The sequence below is a fragment of the Neoactinobaculum massilliense genome, from assembly GCF_900604955.1.
GTDB classification, from domain to species: domain Bacteria; phylum Actinomycetota; class Actinomycetes; order Actinomycetales; family Actinomycetaceae; genus Neoactinobaculum; species Neoactinobaculum massilliense.
The window spans coordinates 1,322,368-1,347,290 of the sequence record NZ_UWPE01000001.1 but is presented as its reverse complement, the minus strand read 5'-3'; the positions used below and the strand labels follow the sequence as shown (position 1 = coordinate 1,347,290).

Genomic DNA, 24,923 nt, shown 5'->3' with positions numbered 1-24,923 from the left:
TGCGTGGAACCGGGGTGTGGGTCCCGCACGGCGTCGTCCGTGGTCAGTGCCAACTAGTCCGCCACCAGCCCCTCGGTAATGGGCAGCTTGTTCGCGCGCCGACTGGGTAGCACGGACGCCAGGTAACCGGCCAGCATGGCCACCAGGATGACGGCGAGTAGCTCCCACCATGGGATCGATGGGGTAACGGGAATGGGATTGGACTGCCCGGAGTAGTGATCCCCCGCCACTATGCCGATAATCACGTAGAGGCTTCCCATGATGCAGCCGATCAGGGCGCCCACACTGGCAATAAGCACACCTTCAATGGCGATGCTGGCGTGCAGCCCCCGTCGGGTGAGGCCAAGCGCGCGTAGTACCGAGTTTTCGTGCGTGCGTTCCAAGGCGGAGAGCGAGAGTGTGTTCGCGATTCCAACCAGTGCGATGAGCACGGACACGCCCAGCAGCGCCACCACGCCGATGGTCACCACGGCCAGGACCTGGAGGGCGGACATGCGCTCTCCGATGCCGGTGGAGTCCACGTCCTTGTTCTCGATCCCAGCGATGTCGCGCAGGGAGGTGAGTGTGGTGGGTAGGTCCGCGGCGGTTGCATCGGGGCTCATCGTGATCCACAGGTAACTGGGCGCGTCGGCGTCCGGTGTGGCGGATGCGTTGGTATCCGGTGAGGGCGGTTCGCTCCCGACGTTCTCATCGATCTCGGGCATGGCGTCAAGGTTGCCGAACAGTTCCTTCGCCCGGTCGTTGGAGATGAGCGCGGAGACGAAGCCGCCGCTCTGGGACACCATGTCCACCGAGACGGTTTTCGCTCCGTGCGTCAGCTTTACCGGAACCACCTCGCCGGGATCCCAGGTCATCACGTAGCCGCTGCCCAGCATCTTGCCCTGGCGCAGGGCCGTGATGTCCTCGGGGGCGAGCCCCAGGCGTGCGGCGCTGATCTGATCCGGGTCCACCGCGTACACGTTGATGTACCAGGGATTCGCGTCGTCATCATCGTTCGAGTTGTAGAAGCCGATGGGCCGCGCCTCCACCACGTTATCGACCAGCGCGAAGGGCGCCGCGGAAGTGGAGTTCGGGTTTTCACGGGCATCTTTCGCCTTTTCACGAATCTTCTGGGCCACGGCGGTCACGTCCTTCGCGGGGACGGTGAGGGCCACATCCGAAGTGGAGGCGATGGAGGGAGCATCGCCCAGATAGGTGCGGAAGGTGGCGGCGCCGGTGAGGACCGCTGCTACCAGCATGGTGCCAATGAGAAGTGCGGTAGCGGAGGAGGCCGTGCGGCGACGATTACGCACTACGTTTTGCGCGGCGATGCGCTCTGCCACGCCGTGCCGGGAGAGCAGGCGTGCGAACCAGCCCACCATGGCCGGTACAAAGTAGGGGAGGATGAGCACCAGTCCGATGAGGCTGAGGCAGCCCAGGGCTAGTGTCACGCCCCAGTACCTGGTGAACGCGCAGCCGATTGCGCCGCTCAGGCCGCCCAGTGACAGTACCGCTCCGATGATGAGGCGGATACGCCCCGGCATGGTGCGGATGGTGGGCTCCGGTACGGGGTTAAGAGCCGCAAGCGGTGGAATACGTGTGGCGCGGCGGGAAGTGGCGTGTGCGGCCACCACCGTGAACAGCACACCGATGGTGATGACACCCAGCGTGAGCCACGGGGACACGCTCATGGTGATGCCGCTGAATCCAGGCCGATGAGACACGATCGTTGCCGCGATCCAGATCACCAGCAGGATGAGTACCACCCCGATCACGGATCCGATCAGTCCGATGATGGCCGCCTCCGCCAGCACCGAGCGGCGTACCTGCTTCTTACTGGCGCCGATGAGCCGTTCCAGGGCGATCTGTCGGGAGCGCTGTGCCACCAGCACGCTGAACGTATTCCCGATCACGAGTGCCACCACCAGCAGGGCCACGACGGCGAAGGTGGCCAGTAGCGCGCCCACCTGGGCGTCCGCATGCTGCTCGGTAGCCTGCGCCAGCGCGAATTCGTCCACCGGGTGCACGTACATGTCCGGGTAGTGCTTAGTGAGGTACCTGGACAGATTCTCCTGCGCATCCGCGGAATTCGTGGTGATCGCAATATTCGTGGAGCTGCCGGCGATGAGCTGTTTCCACTGCGTGGCGGTTAGTTCCTTCTCCGGCGGCAAATCCGTCTCATTTTCCATGCCGGTGGGGAAGTAGCCGAAGCGCTCGGTGGACATGTAGACGGCGTGCAGCACGATGGATGGGCTTGCCATGACATCCACGTTTCCGTCCAGCCGATTAGCCAGCGTCGGTGCCAGAAGGCCCACCAGTTTCGCATCGCGCGTATCCGTATCGGAGAAACGGATGGTGATCGTATCGCCCAGGCGGAAGCCGTAGCGTTTGGCCGTGCCGGTGTCCAGCGCCACCTCCTGGCCGGTCTGCGCTGGGAAACGTCCATCCTCCAGCGTCGCGTCCGGAATGGGATGAGTGGGATCCGCCGGAGTTGGCGTGATCGAGGCGTAATCCGAGTCCTTGGTGAAGGAGCCGGTGGTGATGATACGTGGGGTGTGAACAATGCCGGCGTAGGCGGAAACCATGGGGACGACGCCGGTCACTCCGGCCACGTGCCCCACCAGCGGCGGTGTTTCACCGGGCAGGCCCAGCTCGGAGCTGAACTTCTCCGCCGCATCGCTCCCGTAGAACGCGGGTGCCTGGCCTTCAAAATCACCCGTGGAGAGTGCCAGATCCGCATTGGTCATCGAGGCGCTGTACAGCTTGGTGAGTGTGGCGCGGGCGCTGGTGGCCGCCACGCTGGCAGCGCACAGAAATGCCGTACCCAGGACAATGGTGATAATGAGCGCGATATAGCGGCGCGGTGTGGCTTTCACCTGCGCCCAGGCAAGTTTCCACATTTAGGCCACCCCCAGCTTGGCGAGCGCCTCAAGCACCATCTCCGGGGTGGGATCAAACACGTCACCCGTGATGGCGCCGTCATCCAGAAGCACCACGCGGTGCGCATAGGCTGCCGCCCCCGGATCATGCGTGACCATGATGATCGTCTGTCCGAGTTCGCGGGAACTACGCCGCAGCAGCGAGAGTACCTCGGTGCCCGCCGCCGAATCCAGCGCGCCGGTTGGCTCATCGGCGAAAATGACGTCCGGGTGAGTGAGGAGGGCGCGCGCGATGGCCACGCGCTGCTGCTCGCCGCCCGAGAGCTCCGAGGGCCGATGCTCTAGCCGGTCCCGGATGGAGAGGATGCCCGTAATCGAGTCAAACCATTCGGTATCCACCTTCTTACCGGCCAGTTCGACGGGTAGGACGATGTTCTCCCGCGCCGTCAGCGTGGGCACCAGGTTGAACCCCTGGAACACAAAACCTACGTGATCGCGGCGCAAGCGGGTGAGGGCGTCGTCGTTCATACGGGTGAGCACGCGTGTGCCGATGGACACGTCCCCGCCATCCACGGTGTCCAGGCCGGCCAGGCAGTGAAGCAGGGTGGATTTGCCGGAGCCGGACGGTCCCATAATGGCCGTGAACTGGCCCGCGTAAAACTGAACTGAAACGTCACGAAGTGCGTGTACCGTGGCCGATCCGGTGCCGTAGGTTTTGGTGAGGTGATGTGCGACGACGGCGGGGCCGGGCTCCGCTGGTGCGTGGTTTTCGTTGCTCATATTTCCATGGTGGCGTGGGACGGGCAGCGGGACATCGACCGTGGGGATGGTTTTTGGACGCTCGCGGCGTACAACTTTCGGATGAGGACAGAAGGCCTACTCCACCAGGCCTGAGCGGTAGGCCGCCACCACGGCCTGCACGCGGTCGCGCGCGCCAAGTTTCGCGAGGATACGGCTCACATGCGTTTTCACGGTGGCCTCCGAGAGCACGAACTTCTCCGCAATTTCACAGTTGGAAAGCCCGTCACTCATGGCTATCAGCACTTCACGCTCCCGCGGGGTGAGGGCGCTGATGGCCGCGTCCGTGGTGGACGGTTGCTTGTGGCCGGCGTGAGCAAAAGTGGAGAGCAGGCGGCGTGTGGCGGACGGTGCGATCACGGCATCGCCGCGGTGGACGGCGCGAATCCCACTGAGCAGTTCCTCCGGGGGCGCGTCCTTGAGAAGAAAACCGGAGGCGCCGGCGTCAATCGCCTCTAATACGTATTCGTCAATATCGAATGTGGTGAGCATGATGATGCGTGGGTGAGAGGCGGAGGCACCATTCTCCGACGAGAGAATAGCGCGGGTTGCCTCGATCCCATCCATGACGGGCATGCGAACGTCCATGAGAATGACATCTGCCGCGCGTAGCTCCGGCGAATCCACCGCCTCGCGTCCGTGCGCGGCGGTGGCCACCACGGTGAGGTCCGGCTGCGTGCCAATCAGGGTGGCGAGTGCAGAACGAATAAGCGTCTGGTCATCCACCAGCGCCACCCGGATCTGCTCGCTCATGTGCGCTCCTCGCTCGGATACACGAGCCACTCTACCTGGCGTGGGCGCGCACGAGCCGCTACGAGCGAGGTGGCCGGTGGCGGACGTCTCGCCGGTGTGGGCGGAAAGTCGGCTCGGCGGTTGGGCGGAGCGGCGGGGCTACGCGGACTCGTACGGAATGACGGCGTGAACGGCATAGCCGCCACCGGCGCGCGGGCGTGCATCCATGGTGCCACCGAACAGCAGCACGCGTTCGTGCATGCCGAGGAGGCCCTGGCCGGCGCCGCGGGTGGAGGGATCCGCCGCGGCGCCGCGCCCGTCGTCGTCCACGGCAATGCGCACGCCACTGTCCATCCATTCGAGCGTGACGGTGGCGGAAGCGCCCGGGCCCGCGTGCCGGCCAACGTTTGTGAGCGACTCTTGAATCACCCGGTAAATCACCAGTTCGGCGCCGTCAGCCAACGTGCCGTGCGGGCTGTCAAGCTCGCGGAACGTGACCGGGAGGCCGGTGAGACGTACGGAGTCCAGCAGCGCGGGGATGTCGATGATCCGCGGCGGCGCGCCCGTGGAGGCGCTCTCCGGCCCGCGCAGCACGCCGAGTAATCTGCGCATCTGTGCCAGGGCGTCGCGGCCGGTCGACGCAATCGTGGTGAGCGCTGCGGTGGCCGCCGCAGGATCCGCGCCACCCGCGTACCGTCCGGCATCCGCCTGGGAGATGATTACCTGGAGCGAATGTGCCACGATGTCGTGCATCTCGCGGGCAATGCGGTTACGTTCGTCCGACGCCGCCAGGGCGCGCTCGGTGGTGGCCTCCGCTTGCAGCTGGTTGGCGCGGGCCAGTGTTGCCTCGTTGAGCCGCCGCCGCGAATACATCATGTCCCCGATCGCCCAGGCGGTGAGGATGGTGAGAAGGCAGAGCGCGGTAACGGTGATGCAGCTGATAACGCTGTCCGGACCGGGGCTGGCGGCGAACACCGCACCGGGCCAGGAGGCGCCTACGGTGAGCCGAATAGGCCACACGAGGGCGCCAATGATACCCAGGACGGCCCAGGGTGCGGCCTGCCGGCGCGGAAAAAGGTTGCTGATGTTGAAGACGGTGAGTGGTACCAGCACCATGGTGGGGGAGGCATCCGGACCAATCAGCAATTGCGCCAGGGCCGCCAGTGCCATCGCCGTAGCGGAAGCACGTGGAGAACGCCGTCGGAACATCCACGCTGTGCTCTCCGCCGTCACCACCATGAACTGAAGCGGGGCCCAACCGGCGGCGCTGCCGCCTGAATCCATGGTGAGCGTAAGGATGAGAAGGGCGAGCCCAACCAGCCCGTCCGCCACCAGCGGGTGTGCCGCGGACCATCGCTCCAGCAATCGCAACGGGTTCATGTTCCCTCCTGCCCATATTGTGCAGGTTTGGCGTGGCGCTCGCCTCAGCCTCAGGGTGGATAGTGGCTCGCCCAGGAATAAAACGTCTCCCGCGTCACTTATCCCAGTTAGCACGGCTTGCACGCAACCGGACGGGACTGCCCCCACTACCTAGGGCGGCTGGTGAGTGCGGCGTCGTGCAATGAACGGAGAGGAACAGATGACGAATTTTGATCCGAAAGCTTCCGCGTCCACTACAGAAACCGGGGCGCCGCGCGCGAGCGATGCGCGCTCACTGTCCGTGGGCCGCGACGGTCCCCTCCTGCTTCATGATGTGGAGCTGGTCCAGAAACTAGCACGTTTTGACCGTGAACGTATTCCGGAGCGGAGTCCGCACGCGAAGGGGTCCGGCGCCTTTGGAGAACTGGAGATTACGGCGGATATTTCCGCATACACCAGCGCGGATTTCCTGCAGCCGGGCCGTAAAACCCCGATGCTGGCGCGTTTTTCCACGGTGGCGGGTGAGCTCGGCTCTCCGGACACCTGGCGTGACGTGCGCGGCTTTGCCCTCAAGTTCTACACGCAGGCGGGCAATTTTGACATGGTCGGCAACAACACGCCCGTGTTCTTCGTGCGTGACCCAATGAAGTTCCCGGATTTCATTCACTCCCAGAAGCGGGAACCGGATACGGGCCTGCGTTCTAACAATATGCAGTGGGATTTCTGGAGCCTCTCCCCGGAGACAGCGCACCAGGTGGCCTACCTCATGGGTCCGCGTGGCCTGCCGCGCACGTGGCGCCACATGAACGGCTACTCCTCGCACACGTACTCGCTCATTAATAAGGAGGGCAAGATTACGTGGGTGCGGTGGCATTTCCACACGGATCAGGGCGTGGAGAACATGTCCAATGCCGAGGCGCAGGAGATGGCCGGTAAGGATGCGGATTTCCATCGCCGGGATCTGTTTGGGGCGATTGAGCGCGGCGAGTATCCGTCCTGGACCGTGTCACTCCAGCTCATCCCGTATGAGGACGCGAAGGACTATCGCTTCAACATCTTCGATCTGACCAAGACGGTCTCCAAGCGGGACTACCCGCTGGTAGATATTGGCCGCTTTACGCTGAACCGCAACCCGGAGAACCACTACGCGCAGATTGAGCAGGCGGCGTTCAGCCCGTCGAACATGGTGCCGGGCACGGGGATTTCGCCGGACAAGATGCTCATGGCGCGCGTGTTCTCCTACCCGGATGCGCAGCGCAACCGCATCGGCACGAACTACAACCAGCTGCCGGTCAACCAGCCGGCGCCGGGTGTGGCGGTCAATTCGTATGACAAGGAGGGTGCCATGGAGTACTTCCACTCCGGCAATGCCCCTGTTTATTCGCCGAATTCCTACGGCCGCGCCTGCCAGGACGCCGAGCGGCATGAGGGCTGGGAGGGCACCTGGGAGAACGACGCCGAGCTAATGCGCGCCGCCGCCACCCTTCACTCCGAGGACGATGATTTCGGGCAGGCGCACGATCTGGTGCGGCGCATTTACACCGACGCCGAACGCGCGGACCTGGTGGATACGGTGTCCGGCATGCTGTTGGACGGGTGCGAGGAGCCCGTACTGACCAACACGATTAATTACTGGAAGCAGATCGACGCCGAAGTGGGCGCCGCGATTGAGAAAGCGGTGCGCGCGTAGGTGCGGGCGGGGCGGCGGGGTGCACGCCACCCCGCACCTATGTAAAAGCCCCGAAACGCTTATTTTTCAACGTTTCGGGGCTGCTGGCGGAGGATGGGGGATTCGAACCCCCGAGGGCTTGCACCCAACACGCTTTCCAAGCGTGCGCCATAGGCCACTAGGCGAATCCTCCTCGGCGTGACCGCCTCACAAGAATAGCCGAAACGATATCGATTTGCCCAGCCGGCCAGCTGTGACGTATGTGGCATAGCCGAGTCTGCCGTCTACGTCCTCCTGGCATGGTGCCCGCGGCGTCTTTCCGTGGGCTGAATTCGCCGCGCGCCGTGTGTCGGACCTGTTCGCTAGGCTCAACGTGACCGAGTTGACCCGCGGGTGCGCACTTCGTGACGCTTCGGCGTCGTACGAACCCGGGGTGGAACAACCAGCGCCGTGGCATGAGAGCCGCGCAACGCGTTCGAAGGAGAATTATGGCTTTTCTAGATGATGACCTACTGGAGCGTATCCACAACCGTGCTCCTCGGTATGATGCGGAGAATGCGTTCCCCACGGAGGATTTCGCGGAGCTGAAGGCAGCCGGATACTACGGCGCGTTTGTGCCGAAGGAGTACGGCGGAGCGGGTCTCACGCTGCCGGAAATTGCGGCTGAGCAGACGCGGCTCGCGAAGGCGGCCCCTGCCACAGCACTGGCTATCAATATGCATCAGATCATTGTGGGCATGGCCCGCTGGATGGTGCGGCGCGGGGATGAGCGCGGTGAGATGGTGCTGCGCGAGGCCGCGGAGGGGAAGCTGTACGCCTTCGGCATTTCCGAACCGGGCAACGATCTGGTGCTGTTTGGCTCCATTACGAAGGCGGAGTCGGACGGCGAGGGCGGCTATCTTCTCACCGGACTCAAGGTGTTCACCTCGATGGCGCCGGCCTGGGATCGGCTCATGACGTTCGGTGCCTACACCGCGGAGGATGGCGTCACCAAGGACGTGTTCGGGGTGATTCTGCGCGAAGATGGTGGGTTCACCATGAAGAATGACTGGGACGTGCTGGGCATGCGCGCCACCCAGTCCAATTCCACCAGGCTTGAGGGCGCTCATATCCGCAAGGATCGCGTGCTGGGCGTGGTGGATCCCGGCGCCTCCAAGGAGCCGGTGGTGTACGGCATCTTCTCCAATTTTGAGCTGCTGCTCGGCTCCACCTACCTGGGCATTGGCGAGCGTGCGGTTGAGGTTGCGGCAGAGCGAGTCAAGACGCGTCGCTCGGTTGCACGCGCTGACGTGTACGCCACGGATCCGGACATTCGCTGGCGTATTGCGGACGGAGCGCTCGGTCTCGCCGCGGCGGGCCCGTTCCTCCGTGAGCTGGAGCATGACGTGGAGAACGGAGTGGACGGCGGTGATGCCGAATATCCGCGTTTCTCGGCCGCCAAGAATACTGCCGCTGAGGCTGCTATTCACGCCGTCGATCAGGCTATTCGCTCCATGGGCGGCGGCTCCTACTCGCGCAAGGGCGAGGTTTCGCGCCTCTACCGTGACGTGCTGGCCGGCCTGTTCCAGCCCTCCGACCAGGAGTCCCTCCACGGTTCCTGGGCGTCCCTCATCCTCGGTCCGGTGAGCTCGTACGCTCACGACGCCGAGTAGCGCGCCGCTTTCCGGCCGCTGCTAGTGGGTCGCGGCGCTCGCGTCCCGTGGGTGTGATCGCCGCGCTGCCGTGGACGCGGCTGTCGCATCGTGCCCGTTACCGTGAGTGGTCCTGTAGCTGCGCGCGTACGGGGCTGGCCACGGCCCATATTTCCACGGCCGTGGCACAACGCCGGTATCTGTGCACGTACGGGGCCGGTGTGGACGACGTCGTCGGACCTGCTGGCCCCGCGCTACTCAATTCCGAGGCCCTCGATGATTTCGACGCCGGGCAGGGCAGCGAGGAGCGCACCCGGGACCGCGAGTTTGGAGCGGCGCACGCCGGAACCGATGAGAGCATCGCCTTCTGTGGCGCGTGGGTCCACGTAGAGGTGCCAGCCGGCAGGGATGCTGATTGGCGTGATGCCGCCGTATTCCATGCCGGATTGTGCCACGGCCTCGTCCATTGGCCAGAAGCTGGCCTTGCGTACTCCGAGACGCTTTTTCACCACGTGATTAATGTCAGCGCGCGTGTTGGCGCGGATCAGGCAGGCTGCCACGCGTTCTTCGCCGGCGCGCTTTCCCGCCACAAGTACGCAATTGCAGGACATGGCAATGGGCATTCCGGTGAGCTCAGCTAGGGGCTCGGTGTCCGAGTAGGCCGGGTCAATCTCGGCCACAAGTGCCTGCGAGGCAAGATCTGGCGCGGATTCCGCGAGGGCGGTGAGGCCGGCGGCGACTGGCTCCGCCAGCAGTTCGGGGTGCTCGAGAGCCGGCAGCCAGCCCAGCTTGTCCGGCGCGAAATTGTCCATGTTCATGACGGTCCTTTCTTTGTGTCTTCACGGTAGTGGGGCGCGGTGGATGGCGGAGCGCCTGCCCGGTGGTTGGACTGACGGGGTGGGCTGGGGTTGGAGTCGCGGGTGGGTTGTGGGTGGGCTGGTCGGTAACTGATGGATTGATGGGGCGACAGGTGGGGACTTTGGATGCCCGGTGGACTCGCGGACGGCGGGGCTCAGTCGGTGCGGGTAACCGGTGCCACCGCCACGCGCGGGCTTACAGTTGGCACTTGGCCGTTCGTTCAGTAAACTGGCCTCGACTCCCCACGCGGCGTTATCTTGCAAAACTCCCCCAGGGCGGGAACGCAGCAAGGGTATGCGGCACTGACGGGTGCGTGGGGCGTCCTTGACTTCTCGGTTTTCTACTTTCGGCAACCGATTTTTCCTCTGCGTACTTTTCCCACCAACTTTTCGGCGACTAGTTTTCGGTTTGTCGGTAACTGTTTTTCTTCGCGTGTTCCTACGGATATTCCATGATCGGTCTCTTGCTGTGGGCCTGTCCTTCGGTTCCGGTGGATTTGCTGACTGTGTCCTTCAATCAGCGGGCCTTCCATAATCGGTTTTCGACTACCCCTGCTGCAGTGGATTCGGCCGGTCTGCTGCCTCCAAAGCGATGGCCTCTCTTTTTCTTCCTCGTAATAGTGCCGCCTATCTCTGTCTTTCGCCGTCCATTAGCAATGGCGTCCACCAGCGACGTCGGTCGCCCTGAGGCGGCAGTTCTGCGGCTGTGTCTTCTATTCGTTTATTTGTCGGTGTTGCCTATCTGGCGCTGTTGTCCGGTTGCCGTGATGCTGACCCGGGGTCGGTAGTAGACACGCGAGCTGGCACCCAGCCGGTCGAAACCGGTGGGGCCTGCCTGGGTGGTGGGGCCCTGGCGTTGTGGGGTGTGGTGTGGTTCATGGGTTTGTGGTGTTGTGTGGTGGTGGGGGTGGTGGGTATGCTTGTGCTTCGTCGCCTTGTGGTGGTGCTTGGTTTTCTCCCTTTGGGGGTGGCTGGGTGGTGCTGTGGGGTGGTGTTTTCTCCTTCCTGTGTGCTTGGGGTTGTTCTGGGTGTGTGGGGTGTGGGGGTGGTGGTTGAGTGCTTGATAGTGTGTTGACTTTTGAGAGTAAGAACAGGCTGGCTGTGCTCCTTTTTGTGGGGGTTGGTTGGTTTGTTGTTTTTGTGAGTCCTGTCTTGGTGGGCAGGCCATGATGACTGCTGGCTGATGCTTGCACTGTGGTGTGGGTGTTGGTGGGTGTGGTTGTTGTGTTTTTGTGAGTCGTTTTGGCTTTCTGGTTTTTGTGGAGAGTTTGATTCTGGCTCAGGACGAACGCTGGCGGCGTGCTTAACACATGCAAGTCGAACGGTAAGGCGCCTCAACTTGTTGGGGTGTACACGAGTGGCGAACGGGTGAGTAATACGTGAGTAACCTGCCCTTCCTTTTGGGATAAGCCTTGGAAACGGGGTCTAATACTGGATATTCTGCGTCCCACGCATGTGGGGTGTTGGAAAGGGTTTTTCTGAGGGGGGATGGGCTCGCGGCCTATCAGCTTGTTGGTGGGGTGATGGCCTACCAAGGCGGTGACGGGTAGCCGGCCTGAGAGGGTGACCGGCCACATTGGGACTGAGATACGGCCCAGGCTCCTACGGGAGGCAGCAGTGGGGGATATTGCACAATGGGCGGAAGCCTGATGCAGCGACGCCGCGTGGGGGATGACGGCTTTCGGGTTGTAAACCTCTTTCGCTGGGGAACAAGGCCTTGAGTGTTCTTGGGGTTGAGGGTACCTGGATAAGAAGCGCCGGCTAACTACGTGCCAGCAGCCGCGGTAATACGTAGGGCGCGAGCGTTGTCCGGAATTATTGGGCGTAAAGAGCTTGTAGGCGGCTTGTTGCGCCTGCTGTGAAAACTTGGGGCTTAACCCTGAGCGTGCAGTGGGTACGGGCAGGCTAGAGTGTGGTAGGGGTGATTGGAACTCCAGGTGTAGCGGTGGAATGCGCAGATATCTGGAAGAACACCGATGGCGAAGGCAGGTCACTGGGCCATTACTGACGCTGAGAAGCGAAAGCGTGGGGAGCGAACAGGATTAGATACCCTGGTAGTCCATGCTGTAAACGTTGGGAACTAGGTGTGGGGTCCTTCCACGGGGTCTGCGCCGTAGCTAACGCATTAAGTTCCCCGCCTGGGGAGTACGGCCGCAAGGCTAAAACTCAAAGAAATTGACGGGGGCCCGCACAAGCGGCGGAGCATGCGGATTAATTCGATGCAACGCGAAGAACCTTACCAAGGCTTGACATCTACTTGGACATGCCAGAGATGGTGTGGCCCTTTTAGGGCGGGTAGACAGGTGGTGCATGGTTGTCGTCAGCTCGTGTCGTGAGATGTTGGGTTAAGTCCCGCAACGAGCGCAACCCTTGTCTCGTGTTACCAGCGGTTTGGCCGGGGACTCACGAGAGACTGCCGGGGTTAACTCGGAGGAGGGTGGGGATGACGTCAAATCATCATGCCCCTTATGTCTTGGGCTTCACGCATGCTACAATGGCCGGTACAGAGGGTGGCGATACTGTGAGGTGGAGCGAATCCCTTAAAGCTGGTCTCAGTTCGGATTGGGGTCTGCAACTCGACCCCATGAAGTCGGAGTCGCTAGTAATCGCAGATCAGCAACGCTGCGGTGAATACGTTCTCGGGCCTTGTACACACCGCCCGTCACGTCATGAAAGTCGGCAACACCCGAAGCTCGTGGCCTAACCCTTGTGGGGGGAGCGGTCGAAGGTGGGGCTGGTGATTGGGACGAAGTCGTAACAAGGTAGCCGTACCGGAAGGTGCGGCTGGATCACCTCCTTTCTAAGGATTGAAACCATGATGGGCTGCTTGGTGTGGCCTGTGTTTGTGTGGTTTGTGTGTGGATGCTCTCTGGTCTTCATGCTGTCAGGTTCTGGGTTACTGGCCCTGTGACTATCCATGTGTGGATGCGCGCGTTATGTGTGTGTTTGTGCGTGGTGTTGGTGTGGTGGTTGTGAATTGTATAGTGGACGCGAGCATCTTTAGATTTTGTTTGTAGGTTGTGTTGGGCGTTCGGTGGATGCCTTGGCATGATGGGCCGAAGAAGGACGTTGTAGCCTGCGATAAGCCTCGGGGAATTGGCTAGCGAGTTTTGATCCGAGGGTGTCCGAATGGGGAAACCTGGCTGGGGTGATGCCTGGTCGCTGCCTCCTGAATTGATAGGGGGGTGGTGGTAACGCGGGGAAGTGAAACATCTTAGTACCTGCTGGAGTAGATATTCCGTGAGTAGTGGCGAGCGAAAGCGGAGGAGCCTAAACCTAGTGTGTGTGTTGAGCCGTCGGGTGGTGCATGCTGGGGGTTGTGGGACGTGTCTTTATCCTGACCGACGTTGGGGTGCGTAGTGATAAACCTGGGTGATAGGTGAAGGGTCTGGGAAGGCCTGCCGGAGAGCGTGAGAGCCGTGTAACTGGAATTGCCTGGGCTGCGTTGATGTGTTCCCGAGTAGCACGGGGCTCGTGGAATCTCGTGTGAATCTGCCATGACCATGTGGTAAGGCTGAATACCTGTTGTGACCGATAGCGGATAGTACCGTGAGGGAATGGTGAAAAGTACCCCGGGAGGGGAGTGAAATAGTGCCTGAAACCGGGCGCCTACAATCCGTCAGAGCTCCTGTGTGGGGGTGATGGCGTGCCTATTGAAGAATGAGCCTGCGAGTTAGTGATGCGTGGCGAGGTTAACCCGTGTGGGGTATCCGTAGCGAAAGCGAGTCTGTTAAGGGCGGTAGTTGCGTGTTCTAGACCCGAAGCGGGGTGATCTACCCATGGCCAGTGTGAAGCATGTGTAAGAGCGTGTGGAGGCGCGAACCCACTTCAGTTGAAAATGGAGGGGATGAGCTGTGGGTAGGGGTGAAAGGCCAATCAAACTCCGTGATAGCTGGTTCTCCCCGAAATGCATTTTGGTGCAGCGTGTTGTGGTCTGCCTTGGAGGTAGAGCGACTGGATGGTGGACGGGCCCTGTCGGGTTACTGATATCAGCCAAACTCCGAATGCCAGGGACAGGTAGCAGCGCAGTGAGACTGTGGGGAATAAACTTCATGGTCGAGAGGGAAACAGCCCAGACCGCCGGTTAAGGCCCCTAAGTGTGTGCTAAGTGGGAAAGGATGTGGAGTTGCTGTGACAACCAGGAGGTTGGCTTAGAAGCAGCCATCCTTGAAAGAGTGCGTAATAGCTCACTGGTCAAGTGATTCTGCGCCGACAATGTAGCGGGGCTGAAGTACACCGCCGAAACCGCGGCAATGATCATCATCCTTGTGGTGGTGTTGGGTAGGGGAGCGTCGTGTTCGAGGTGAAGCAGCCTGGTGATGGGTTGTGGATTGGACGCGAGTGAGAATGCAGGCATGAGTAACGAGAGGCGGGTGAGAATCCCGTCCGCTGTATGACTAAGGGTTCCAGGGGCAGGCTTGTCCGCCCTGGGTTAGTCGGGTCCTAAGGCGAGGCCGTCAGGCGTAGTCGATGGGTGACCAGTTCATATTCTGGTACCGGTAGAGAACCGTCCGTGTGGTCCGTGTTGATGCTAACCACCCCAAACTGTCTGTCCTGTGCAGGATTTTTCTTGTATGGGTGGGCGGGGCGGCGTGGGGTCCGAAGTACGGGTCGCAAGCGTGGTAACAGGTGTGACGCAGAGTGGTAGTTCAGCGTGTCTTATGGCTTGGCACGTTCAAGGGTGTGGCCCGTTTTCTAGGTAAATCCGGGAGACGTGTGGGTGAGGCCTGATGAGGACCCAGTATATGGGGTAGTGAATGATCCTGGGCTGCCGAGAAAAGCATCGACGCGAGGTTTGAACCGCCCGTACCCGAAACCGACACTGGTGGTCTGGTAGAGAATACTAAGGCGTGCGAGTGAATCATGATTAAGGAACTCGGCAAAATGCCCCCGTAACTTCGGGAGAAGGGGGACCTGAGACTTGGCATGCCCCGTGCGGGTATGTGGGGTTGAGGGTCGCAGAGTCTAGGGAGAAGCGACTGTTTATCAAAAACACAGGTCCGTGCGAAGCTGTAAGGCGATGTATACGGACTGACGCCTGCCCGGTGCTGGAAGGTTAAGCAGACTGGTGAGCACTCCTTGTGGGTGTGAGGCTGGGAAGTTAAGCCCCAGTAAACGGCGGTGGTAACTATAACCATCCTAAGGTAGCGAAATTCCTTGTCGGGTAAGTTCCGACCTGCACGAATGGCGTAACGACTTCTCCACTGTCTCGATCATGAACTCGGTGAAATTGCATTACGAGTAAAGATGCTCGTTTCGCGTAGCAGGACGGAAAGACCCCGGGACCTTTACTATAGCTTGGTATTGGTGTTCGGTACGGCTTGTGTAGGATAGGTGGGAGACGGTGAAGCAGTCACGCTAGTGGGTGTGGAGTCATTGGTGAAATACCACTCTGGCCGTGTTGCACTTCTAACCTCGACCCGTGATCCGGGTCAGGGACAGTGCCTGGTGGGTAGTTTAACTGGGGCGGTTGCCTCCTAAAAAGTAACGGAGGCGCTCAAAGGTTCCCTCGGCCTGGTTGGTAACCAGGTGGTGAGTGTAAGTGCACAAGGGAGCTTGACTGTGAGACAGACATGTCGGGCAGGTACGAAAGTAGGAACTAGTGATCCGGCAGTGGCTTGTGGAAGCGCTGTCGCTCAACGGATAAAAGGTACCCCGGGGATAACAGGCTGATCCTTCCCAAGAGTTCATATCGACGGAATGGTTTGGCACCTCGATGTCGGCTCGTCGCATCCTGGGGCTGGAGTAGGTCCCAAGGGTTAGGCTGTTCGCCTATTAAAGCGGTACGCGAGCTGGGTTCAGAACGTCGTGAGACAGTTCGGTCCCTATCCGCTACGCGCGTTGGAGAATTGTGAAGGGCTGTCCCTAGTACGAGAGGACCGGGATGGACGAACCTCTAGTGTGCCAGTTGTTCCGCCAGGAGCACGGCTGGTTAGCCACGTTCGGGAGGGATAACCGCTGAAAGCATCTAAGCGGGAAGCCTGCTTCAAGATAAGTTCTCCTACCAGCCCTGTGGGGTTGGGTGAGGCCTCCTAGAGATGATGGGATGGATAGGCCGGAAGTAGACGCCTTGTAAAGGGTGGAGCTGACCGGTACTAATGGCCGAAAACCTACACGATTCTTTCTTGTTGTTCGCGTCTACTATACGATTCACGGCCCCCACGCCTAGTCGGCAGGGTTGTGGTGATCCATGCTTGTGGCGGTGGTCATGGCTGTGGGGGAACGCCCGGTCCCATTCCGAACCCGGTAGCTAAGCCCGCAACGCGCTGATGGTACTGCACTCGATAGGGTGTGGGAGAGTAAGACACCGCCGCCCACAAACCCCAGAGGGGGGTGCTCATGCGAGCACCCCCCTCTTTTTCACACCCACACCCCAAAAGGGGCGGGGCATCCGGTAGACAAGACCGTAGACACAAGACCCACGAGCCCAAGGGCACGGAAACCAGGAACCAGGACCACCCTCCACGCATGGAAACCAGGGCGGGGGCAACAACCACGGACCCCAACAACAAACACCCACGCGTGGGCAATAACAAGCACCAGACACAACACCACACCAAACACGCGAACTAACGCGATGTTCATCCACAAGAAGAAAACGTGTGGGAGGTACATCGTAGACTGTCCGGGTGAGCATGGCATTGTATCGGCGGTATCGCCCGGAACGTTTCCAAGACGTCATCGGACAGGAGCAGGTGACGCGACCACTGATGGCCGCGCTGCGGAATGACCGGACGGTGCATGCCTATCTGTTTTCGGGTCCTCGCGGATGTGGAAAGACCACATCGGCACGGATTTTGGCGCGGTGCTTGAACTGTGCGAAGGGGCCTACGGATACGCCGTGCGGCGAATGCGATTCCTGCCGGGAGCTAGCCAATGGCGGCCCGGGTTCGATCGACGTGGTGGAAATGGATGCGGCATCTCACGGCGGGGTGGATGATGCGCGTGATCTGGTAGAGAGAGCGGCGTTTGCGCCGGCGCGTGATCGCTACAAGATTTTCATTATTGACGAAGCCCACATGGTTTCCAACCAGGGCTTTAATGCGCTGCTCAAGCTCGTTGAAGAACCGCCGGAGCACGTGAAGTTTATTTTCGCCACGACGGAGCCGGATAAAGTGATTGGCACGATCCGCTCCCGTACGCATCACTACCCGTTCCGTCTGGTTCCGCCGGCCACCATGGGAAGCTATCTGGCGAGTATTTGTGCGCATGAGGGCGTAGATGTGGAGCCGGGCGTACTGGATCTGGTGGTGCGGGCCGGTGGGGGGAGCGTACGTGATTCACTGTCGGTTCTGGATCAGTTGATGGGCGGGAGCGAAGGCAGCACGTTGCAGTACGGTGCGGCAGTCGCCCTTCTCGGCTACACGGACACGGCCCTCCTCGATGCCACGATTGATGCGATTAGCCAGGAGAACGGCGCCAGCCTGTTTGGCGTTGTGGAATCGGTGGTGCAATCCGGGCATGATCCGCGGCGGTTCGTGGAGGATCTGCTTCAGCGGATGCGTGACCTTGTGCTCATTGCACTTGCCGGTGAGGCGGCGGCAGACGCCTTCGCGGGGTATCCAGCGGATCATGTGGCGCGGATGCGGGAGCAGGCGGCCGCGCTGGGGGCCGAGCGAGCCAACTATTCGGCGAATCTGGCTAATGAGGCGCTCAATAATATGGTGGGCGCCACTTCTCCTCGTTTACAGCTGGAACTACTGTGCGCGCGACTACTGCTTCCTGGTTTTGAGCACGGCGGTACGTCGGTAGGTAGTGGTACGACGTCGGTGCCCGGCCGCGGTGGGGCGGACGGGCACGGGGGCGAACGGTCACAGCAGATTCCGGCCTCCCGGGCGGAGCGGCCGCCACGGCCGGCGGCCGCGCGTCGGATAGAGGGTGACGAGGCAGCTCGGCGTCATGCTGCTCAGCAGGCGATGGGGACGGGCGCAGGGAATAGCGCGCGATCTGTCCCGCCGACGGTGCAGGCGAGCCCGAGCGGCACCGGTGCGGGGCGCACCGCGACGGTTGCGGGGTCCGATACGGCCGAGCCGAAGGCCGGTGGGCAACCGGTCACCAGGCAGGCCGACGTGGCGCCGCGGGCAACACCAAACCGCGCGGCGGCGGGCCAGTTGTCCGCAGAACAGTTCTCGGCTGAGCAACCATCTGAGGCCGTGGCCGGGCAGCCGTTTGCCGGTCAGTCCACCGCACGCCAACCAATGGCGGGTCAACCCGGTACCGGCCAATCGCCCCAATCATCGCTGTCGCAAACGACTACCAGGCAGGCTGCTGCGGCCGATCAGCCGGCTGTAGCACAGGTGCGCCGCGGACCGGCCGTAGGTGCGCCGCGGATCGCGGATGATGTGCACGGGGAGAGTGCCTCGGGGAATGCCGAGGGATCGCGCTCCTTTACGCACGGCGGCTCGCGTTCGGCGAATACGCAGACGGTGAGCACAGGTGACGCATCTGGACGGCCGACGATGACGGGGTCAGCAGCGGATTCTATTCAGAGCGCACCCGCGCCGCAGCAGGCCCAACGCGCGGAGTACTCCACCGCGAACTTGACTTTGACTACCAGCGCGGATGAGCAGCCGCAGATTGCTGCTGGGGCAACGGGTACCGATCGGTCACGAACAGTGCCAGCATCCGGTGACTCTGCGCAGCAGGTGGCTGCCGGTAACGAACCGACGGACGGTGAGCATGCGCTGCGCAAGATTCAAGCTATTTGGGATACGGTGCCGTCCAACGCGCTGCTGCGAGGCGTACTGAATGGCGTGAGGCCGGTGGACGTCCATGACCATCTCATTACGCTTGCCTTCCCGGAAGAATCTGGCGCATTTAACGCCATGAAACAGCCGAGTATGCGCGGACGCGTGGAGGCCCGCATCCGGGACGTTACCGGCCAAGCGTTCACGGTAGAAGCTGTGCGTGCAGGTGACGTGCCCTCACGCGGTGTAAGCGGACCGCGTGAAAACGATGTGGATGGTCGGCCATCCGGCGGGCGAACCGTGAGCGATGCCGCCGGCGCATCAGGTTCCGAAGCAAAGGTGGGCCCCGCGCGTGAAGAAGAGGGCATTCCGGATACTACGAATACCGCGGCCATCGGCCGTGGCGGCGACGAGGCTCCGGGACGCGAGTCGGATACCGTGGCGTCGCAGGCACAGGCGGCAAATACGCGCGGTGTCACGGAAACAATCGGCGTAGCACACACGTCTGGTACTGCGAAACCGGCGGGCAAGGCAGTAAGCACGCCTGTAGCGCCAGCACCACATGTGCGCACGCCAAACGCCGCCGAACCGGCAGCCCAGACATCCGAGGTGATAGAACGTCCCGCCGTGGATCAGACCGGACCCGAGGGCGCCGTAAGCGAAGGAATGGGCGGGGCGACGTCGTCGGACGATACGTTCTTTGCGCGGCAGCTTCCGATGCCACCGCGGCCGGACGGTTTTACCCCGATCCATATTCCGCACCGGCCTCGGCCTGAGCAGCAGGCAACCGTCCACACCACCGATTTCGCTGCGCGGTTACGCGACCACGGCATCGACGTGCCGGTAGACGCGGATTACATACCCGAGGAGCCGCCCACGGAGGAAGATTTCGCCCACGAGGAGGAGCAGGTCACGGCCGAGGACCCCACCATCGAAGAATCGGGCGGCATCGGCGTGGACGTGGTAGTGGAAAAATTGCACGGCACCGTAATCGAAGAAAACGAACGGCAGGAGGGTAACTAATGGCGGGAGTATACGACGGCGCCGTCCAAAATCTCATCGACGAGCTGGGAAGGCTCCCCGGAATTGGGCCGAAGTCCGCCCAGCGCATTGCGTTCTACATCCTGTCCGAGGATCCCGCGGACGTCACCGCGCTCACGGATGCGCTCACCACGGTGAAGGAAACCGTTCGTTTTTGCCGTATATGCGGCAATGTGACGGAGAACGAGGTGTGTGCCATCTGCTCGGATGCACGGCGCTCGGACACCGTGATTTGCGTGGTGGAAGAGGCCAAGGACATCGTAGCCATCGAACGCACTCATGAATTCCGCGGGAAATACCATGTGCTGGGTGGCGCCATCAACCCGATCGGCGGGGTGGGGCCGGATGACCTCCGCATCCGCGAGCTGCTGCAGCGGCTTCAAGACGGTGCGGTCAAAGAAGTCATCCTGGCCACGGACCCCAATATTGAGGGTGAAGCGACGGCTGCCTACCTGATTCGGCTCCTCGTTCCCATTGGCGTCCGTGTGTCCCGGCTGGCGTCCGGACTTCCCGTCGGCGGGGACCTCGAATATGCTGATGAAGTAACGCTCTCCCGCGCTTTTGAGGGTCGGACGCGCATTTCAGAAGGCAACGTCGATACCCCGCGGGAGGGCGGAAACGCGACGCCGTCAGGCGCGGTACCGACACAGGAGGCGGGGACTACGCCGTCGGACCAGTAAAGGTGGCGCTCACAGCGGGCACGCGCCCCGCGCTAGTAGGCGGTGTCTCCCGTCACGGCGCCGGGGTTCTCGGATAGGCTGCGGGGCGCCTCGCCCACGAAACTCACCTCATCGCGGCGGTGGCGCAACACATTGTCCACGAAACTCGCCACGGCCTCCCGCTGGGGAACATCGCGATGCTGGTGCTGAGAAATGAACCAGCGATGCTCCAGCACCTCGTGGAACAACTCGGCGGGCTGTAACTTTCCGCGCAGCTCCCGGGGAATCGCATTGACGGTCGGCTCGAACACGTTGGTTAACCACTCGTGGGCGGACACGGACTCCGGCATGGTGGGGTGCCCGGAATCCATCCGGTACTGCTCCATGTCGTTGACCATGCGGCGCGCCTGATTCTCCTCCACATCTATGCCCGTGAGGCGCATGATCCGGCGGCGATAGTGGCCGGGTTCCACCACCTTGGGCTGGATGAATACGCGGGTGCCGTCCCTCCCGGTGGAAAGGGACATCTCATCGACGTCGAACCCAAGGGAATTGAGGCGATGGATACGCTCGGTTACCTTCCACTTCTCATCTACCTGGAATTCGGTCTTCTCGGTGAGCTCCTCCCAGAGGCGGCGGTAGCGGGCCACGAACGCGTCCCCGATGGCTACCGCATCCACCTCCGGTGCAAGCTCCTCGCCGGCCTGGAGGTCCATGAGCTCGCCGATAATATTTGTGCGGGCCACATCCATGTCATATTCGCGCAGCTTTTCCGGGAGATCCGGATGCATTTCGCCGGTTTCAGCGTCCACCAGGTAGGCGGCGAAACTCCCCGCATCACGCCGAAATAGCGTGTTGGAGAGCGAGACATCACCCCAGTAAAAGCCCAGCAGGTGCAAACGCACCATGAGCACGTCCAGCGCATTAATGAGACGCGTGACGGTTTCGGCGCGCTGGCGGTGGCCAAACAGGCTTCGATAGGGGAGGGAGAACGGCAGGTGACGGGTCACGAGGGCCGCATTGAGCCGCTCACCGTTCGCGGTCTGCCGGCCCGTCACCACGGCCAGTGGCGTTACCACGGGGGCGCCCAGGCGTACCAGCTCCCGGAGCGCCTCATACTCGTGGAAGGCCACATCCTCGCCGATCTCTTTGACGGCGAGCATTTTGTCTTCGAGGTATACGAAGCGGACCACGTGCCGCGATATGCCGCGGGGGAGTGCGGCCACAATCTGCTCTGGCCACCGGTCGAGTGGCTGTGACCAGAGCAGATCGAGGAGCGCCGGGTTGGCGTCCGCAGCCAGAATATGGAGTTGGCTGCCCTGAGGAGGCATTACTTGGCTTCGAGGCGTTCGCCGGTGGCGCCGGAGAAGACGTGAAGCTCATCCTCGCGCGGTGCCACATGGATGGTCTCACCCACCTTGGGGAGGGTGTGGGGCTCGATGCGGATGGTGATCTGGTCGGACCCGTCGCCGCTGCCGAACTTCTCCTCCTCGTTTTCGGAGCCGACGATGGTGCCGTACACGTAGGCGTCGCTGCCAAGGGACTCCACGTAGGTGACCTTGACCGGCACGCTGTGCTCCGTGGCATCCGCGCCCGGCACCCAGCGGAGGGATTCGGGACGCACGCCCACAATGACGCGGCCGTTATCCGCCGGGGTGAGTTGCGCCAGCACCGATTCCGGTACGCGCATCCGGGCCTCGCCGTGGGTGACGTAGCCGTCTCCGCTGGCGTGGAACACGCCCAGGTTCATGGCTGGGGATCCGATAAATCCGGCGACGAACGCGTTGGCGGGCCGCTTATACATTTCTTCCGGCGTGCCCACCTGCTGCAGGATGCCCTTATTGATCACCGCGATACGGTCACCCATGGTGAGGGCCTCCGTCTGATCGTGGGTCACGTACAGGGTGGTGATGCCCAGGCTGCGCTGCAGCGAGGCGATCTGGGTACGGGTTTGGACGCGGAGCTTGGCGTCCAGGTTCGAGAGCGGTTCATCCATGAGGAATACCTGCGGTTCGCGGACAATGGCGCGGCCCATGGCCACACGCTGACGCTGGCCGCCGGAGAGTGCCTTGGGCTTGCGATCCAGGTACTCGGTGAGGTCCAGGATGCGGGCGGCGTTCTCTACGCGTTCACGAATCTTCTGCTTGGGCACGCCGGCAATTTTCAGCGCGAAGCCCATATTCTGCGCCACCGTCATGTGCGGGTAGAGCGCGTAATTCTGGAATACCATCGCAATATCGCGATCCTTCGGCGGCACATCCGTGACATCGCGGTCACCGATATATACGCGTCCGGAATTCACATCCTCCAGGCCGGCGAGCATGCGCAGCGAGGTGGACTTTCCGCAGCCGGAGGGGCCTACCAGCACCAGGAATTCGCCGTCCTCTACATTGAGGTTTAGCTTGTCTACAGCCGGCGTATCGGAGCCGGGGTAAATGCGGGTAGCATTCTCGAATTTTACGGTTGCCATGGGAACTTCCCTTCACCGGCAGGTACGTGCCGGACGATCCGAGTGAAAGGTGTCTGAGTGTTGGTGTCGACTCTGACACAGGCGCGATTTTCGCGCACAAATCGAGTATCGCACGGTTGGGGCGGGGCAACAAGGACTTTTGTGGGGCGTACGACGCCGGTGGGTGGCGTAACGCGCCGGGTCGAGGACGCGGGCGGGGCGCGGTTGTTCGGGTGCACATACGGACGGGTGATTGGGGCGATGCGGAGCGCATGGACCGATCGGGCGTGTTGGTGTCGGATAGGTAGATTACGGTAGCCCTATGAGCTCACGTGACGTTGGCGGCTACCACCTGCTGCGCCAGCTCGGCTACGGCGGCATGTCGACCGTGTGGGAAGCTGAGGACGGCGGCGGGCGCCGAGTCGCGCTCAAGCTACTGCGTCCGGATCGGCTGCGGGAGGCAGGTGGGCGCGAGCGGGTAGAGCGAGAGATTCGCGTGCTGCAGCGAGTGCGTGGACCATTCGTGGCGGAGGTGCTCGACGCCGAGGTGGACGGTCCAGAACCATTTATTGTCACGGAACTGATTGATGGGCCCACCCTGGCTGAGGATGTGGCACAGGGTGGTCCGTATGAGCCGGGCGAACTGGCTGAGCTGGCTGCCGGGCTGCGGGCGGCGCTTAGCTCCGTGCACCACGTGGGTGTGCTGCATCGTGATCTCAAGCCCTCCAACGTCATGCTGGCTGCTCAGGGGCCGGTGCTCATTGATTTTGGTATTGCGCAGGGGCAGGCGGATGCGCGGCTTACGCAGGTGGGCGCCGTCACCCACACGCCCGGCTACCTGGATCCGCGCGTGCTCCGCGGCGCCGCCCCCGATGAGGCGGCGGACTGGTGGGCGCTTGCGGCTGTACTGGCCTTCGCGGCGACGGGGCGGCATCCGTTTGGGGAGGGAAGTGTGCCGGTGGTGATGCGCCGGGTGCTCGACGGCGACGCCGACCTCACCGGGCTACCCGTATGGCTGGCGCGTGCGCTCGGCACCGCGTTAGCTCCGGAACTGGAGGGCAGGCTGAGTTTTGCCACGCTTGAGGAGCGCATTGCCGCCGGGGAACCGGGACCGGGAGATGCGACGCAGCCGGTCGCAATCCAGGACGTGCCGGCTCCCACGGTGAGGTACCCGCTCCCACAGTTGGGATGGGCGGATGAAGCTGGCCCGGCCGATATGGAAACAGCAACACGGGTGCTCGGCAATCCGGATGCGAATGAGGCACCCGCGCCGACGCAGGTGCTCAATCGAGCGCCCGGCGCGGTGGGCAACGTGCCTGCAGGTGAGGCGGCGGCCGGAAACGTGCCTACAGCCAGACTGGTCCCACCGGTTTCCGCAGCCCCTGCGCCATACCCGGGGCGGGCGGCCGTGAGGCCCCCCGCCCCGCAACCGCCAGCACCACAGTACGTGGTTCCACAGCCGTACGCCTATTCCGCGGCGGTCGTGCCCGATTGGGCGCGCCCGCCGCGGCCGGTCCGCCTGGGCGTTCTCTTGGCCGGTGTGGCCGTAGGCGCCACCATGATGCACCAGCCCGGTCCCATGACGACGGTCCTCGGCGTCGTCCTCACCGTGCTGGGTGGAGTGGGCAGAACCGCGAGTGTGCTGCGGCGGCGTCGATGGGAACACGGTGGGCACTTTCGCGGCGAACATGTAAGTGCGGTGTTCTCCTTCGTGTGGGGGCTCCTCAGCTCGGCGGTGGTGGCGGCCGTATTGCTCGGTGTTGGAGGGGCAGCGGGACTCCTCACCATGTACGTGGCCTTTCGGACCAGTCCGGTTCCTCCCGTATCTACGGTCATGGCGGTGAGTGCCGCGGTGATGCTACTGGTCGCCTGGTTCCTCCCCGGTGGTGCCCGTGTGCGTCGGGGCGCTCGCGAGGTGGGGGAACTGGTCGCGCCATCCACGGGTTTCCGGGTGTTCTGGTGCCTGGTGCTTGCGGCATTGGCGGTGGGGTGCGTGGGTGCAGCGCTGGAGGCAACAAGCGTGGCGTGGGCGCCGTTCCCTGTGCCCGGCTGGTTCCCCGGGTAGGGCCACTCCTTCCCAGGGCACGCTAGGGCGGTCCTAATCCCGGCTTGTTCGCGATGGGCGGGAGGTGAACTGTTCTACCCGTGCGGTAGCGTTGCGCCAGAGACTTTTACGCCGTGAA

12 protein-coding genes, 1 tRNA gene, 3 rRNA genes and 1 other RNA gene are annotated in these 24,923 nt (G+C 62.4%); 9 read left to right on the top strand and 8 right to left on the bottom strand.

Going from position 1 to position 24,923, the window contains the following annotated elements; genetic code table 11:
* Positions 1–53: 53 nt before the first annotated feature.
* From EIH27_RS05815 to EIH27_RS05800, 4 genes are all read right to left on the bottom strand, one after another.
* On the bottom strand, positions 54–2,879 hold the full coding sequence (locus tag EIH27_RS05815; protein WP_124039950.1) for an ABC transporter permease: 2,826 nt from the start codon (positions 2,877–2,879) through the stop codon (positions 54–56).
* Entirely contained in the window at positions 2,880–3,638 is a 759-nt protein-coding gene (locus EIH27_RS05810) for an ABC transporter ATP-binding protein (protein ID WP_124039949.1), read from the bottom strand.
* Between the two features lie 96 nt (positions 3,639–3,734).
* Entirely contained in the window at positions 3,735–4,409 is a 675-nt protein-coding gene (locus tag EIH27_RS05805) for a response regulator (RefSeq protein WP_124039948.1), read from the bottom strand.
* 138 nt (positions 4,410–4,547) lie between these two features.
* Complete coding sequence (locus tag EIH27_RS05800; protein ID WP_124039947.1) at positions 4,548–5,768, bottom strand: sensor histidine kinase; 1,221 nt, start codon at positions 5,766–5,768, stop codon at positions 4,548–4,550.
* Positions 5,769–5,967: 199 nt separating this feature from the next.
* Here EIH27_RS05800 and EIH27_RS05795 point away from each other — a divergent pair, with 199 nt between their 5' ends.
* Positions 5,968–7,437, top strand: a complete 1,470-nt coding sequence (locus EIH27_RS05795; protein ID WP_124039946.1) for a catalase — start codon at positions 5,968–5,970, stop codon at positions 7,435–7,437.
* A gap of 84 nt (positions 7,438–7,521) precedes the next feature.
* Here the strand turns inward: EIH27_RS05795 and EIH27_RS05790 are convergent.
* Positions 7,522–7,609: transfer RNA gene (locus EIH27_RS05790), tRNA-Ser, on the bottom strand.
* A gap of 295 nt (positions 7,610–7,904) precedes the next feature.
* Between EIH27_RS05790 and EIH27_RS05785 the strand changes: the two genes are divergently transcribed.
* Entirely contained in the window at positions 7,905–9,068 is a 1,164-nt protein-coding gene (locus EIH27_RS05785) for an acyl-CoA dehydrogenase family protein (protein ID WP_241152984.1), read from the top strand.
* A 233-nt stretch (positions 9,069–9,301) separates the two neighbouring features.
* Here EIH27_RS05785 and EIH27_RS05780 read toward each other — a convergent pair whose 3' ends face one another.
* Positions 9,302–9,865, bottom strand: coding sequence for a YbaK/EbsC family protein (locus EIH27_RS05780; protein WP_124039944.1), 564 nt, complete (start codon positions 9,863–9,865; stop codon positions 9,302–9,304).
* Positions 9,866–10,138: 273 nt separating this feature from the next.
* Between EIH27_RS05780 and ffs the strand changes: the two genes are divergently transcribed.
* The 6 genes from ffs (at position 10,139) to recR (ending at position 20,312) form a co-directional block, all read left to right on the top strand.
* Positions 10,139–10,234: signal recognition particle sRNA small type (gene ffs, locus EIH27_RS05775), an RNA gene on the top strand.
* A 926-nt stretch (positions 10,235–11,160) separates the two neighbouring features.
* Positions 11,161–12,704 (top strand): 16S ribosomal RNA (locus EIH27_RS05770).
* Between the two features lie 211 nt (positions 12,705–12,915).
* A 23S ribosomal RNA gene (locus EIH27_RS05765) occupies positions 12,916–16,022 on the top strand.
* An 80-nt stretch (positions 16,023–16,102) separates the two neighbouring features.
* Positions 16,103–16,220 (top strand): 5S ribosomal RNA (rrf, locus tag EIH27_RS05760).
* Together the 16S, 23S and 5S rRNA genes form the textbook arrangement of a ribosomal RNA operon.
* Before the next feature lie 319 nt (positions 16,221–16,539).
* The gene (locus tag EIH27_RS05755; protein ID WP_124040181.1) at positions 16,540–19,614 is read left to right on the top strand and encodes a DNA polymerase III subunit gamma and tau; all 3,075 of its coding nucleotides are present in this window, start codon (positions 16,540–16,542) and stop codon (positions 19,612–19,614) included.
* Complete coding sequence (gene recR / locus EIH27_RS05750; protein WP_124039943.1) at positions 19,614–20,312, top strand: recombination mediator RecR; 699 nt, start codon at positions 19,614–19,616, stop codon at positions 20,310–20,312. Before EIH27_RS05755 ends, recR begins: the two co-directional genes overlap by 1 nt.
* Positions 20,313–20,344: 32 nt before the next feature.
* On the opposite strand, the gene EIH27_RS05745 is transcribed toward recR, so the two are convergent.
* Together EIH27_RS05745 and EIH27_RS05740 are read right to left on the bottom strand one after the other, a co-directional pair.
* A complete protein-coding gene (locus EIH27_RS05745) occupies positions 20,345–21,622 on the bottom strand; it encodes a DUF4032 domain-containing protein (protein ID WP_124039942.1) in 1,278 nt (425 codons plus the stop codon).
* A complete protein-coding gene (locus EIH27_RS05740) occupies positions 21,622–22,761 on the bottom strand; it encodes an ABC transporter ATP-binding protein (protein ID WP_124039941.1) in 1,140 nt (379 codons plus the stop codon). The genes EIH27_RS05745 and EIH27_RS05740 overlap by 1 nt, the downstream gene beginning before the upstream one ends.
* 301 nt (positions 22,762–23,062) lie before the next feature.
* On the opposite strand from EIH27_RS05740, the gene EIH27_RS05735 reads away from it, so the two are divergent.
* A complete protein-coding gene (locus tag EIH27_RS05735; RefSeq protein ID WP_124039940.1) occupies positions 23,063–24,805 on the top strand; it encodes a serine/threonine protein kinase in 1,743 nt (580 codons plus the stop codon).
* Positions 24,806–24,923 lie beyond the last annotated feature (118 nt).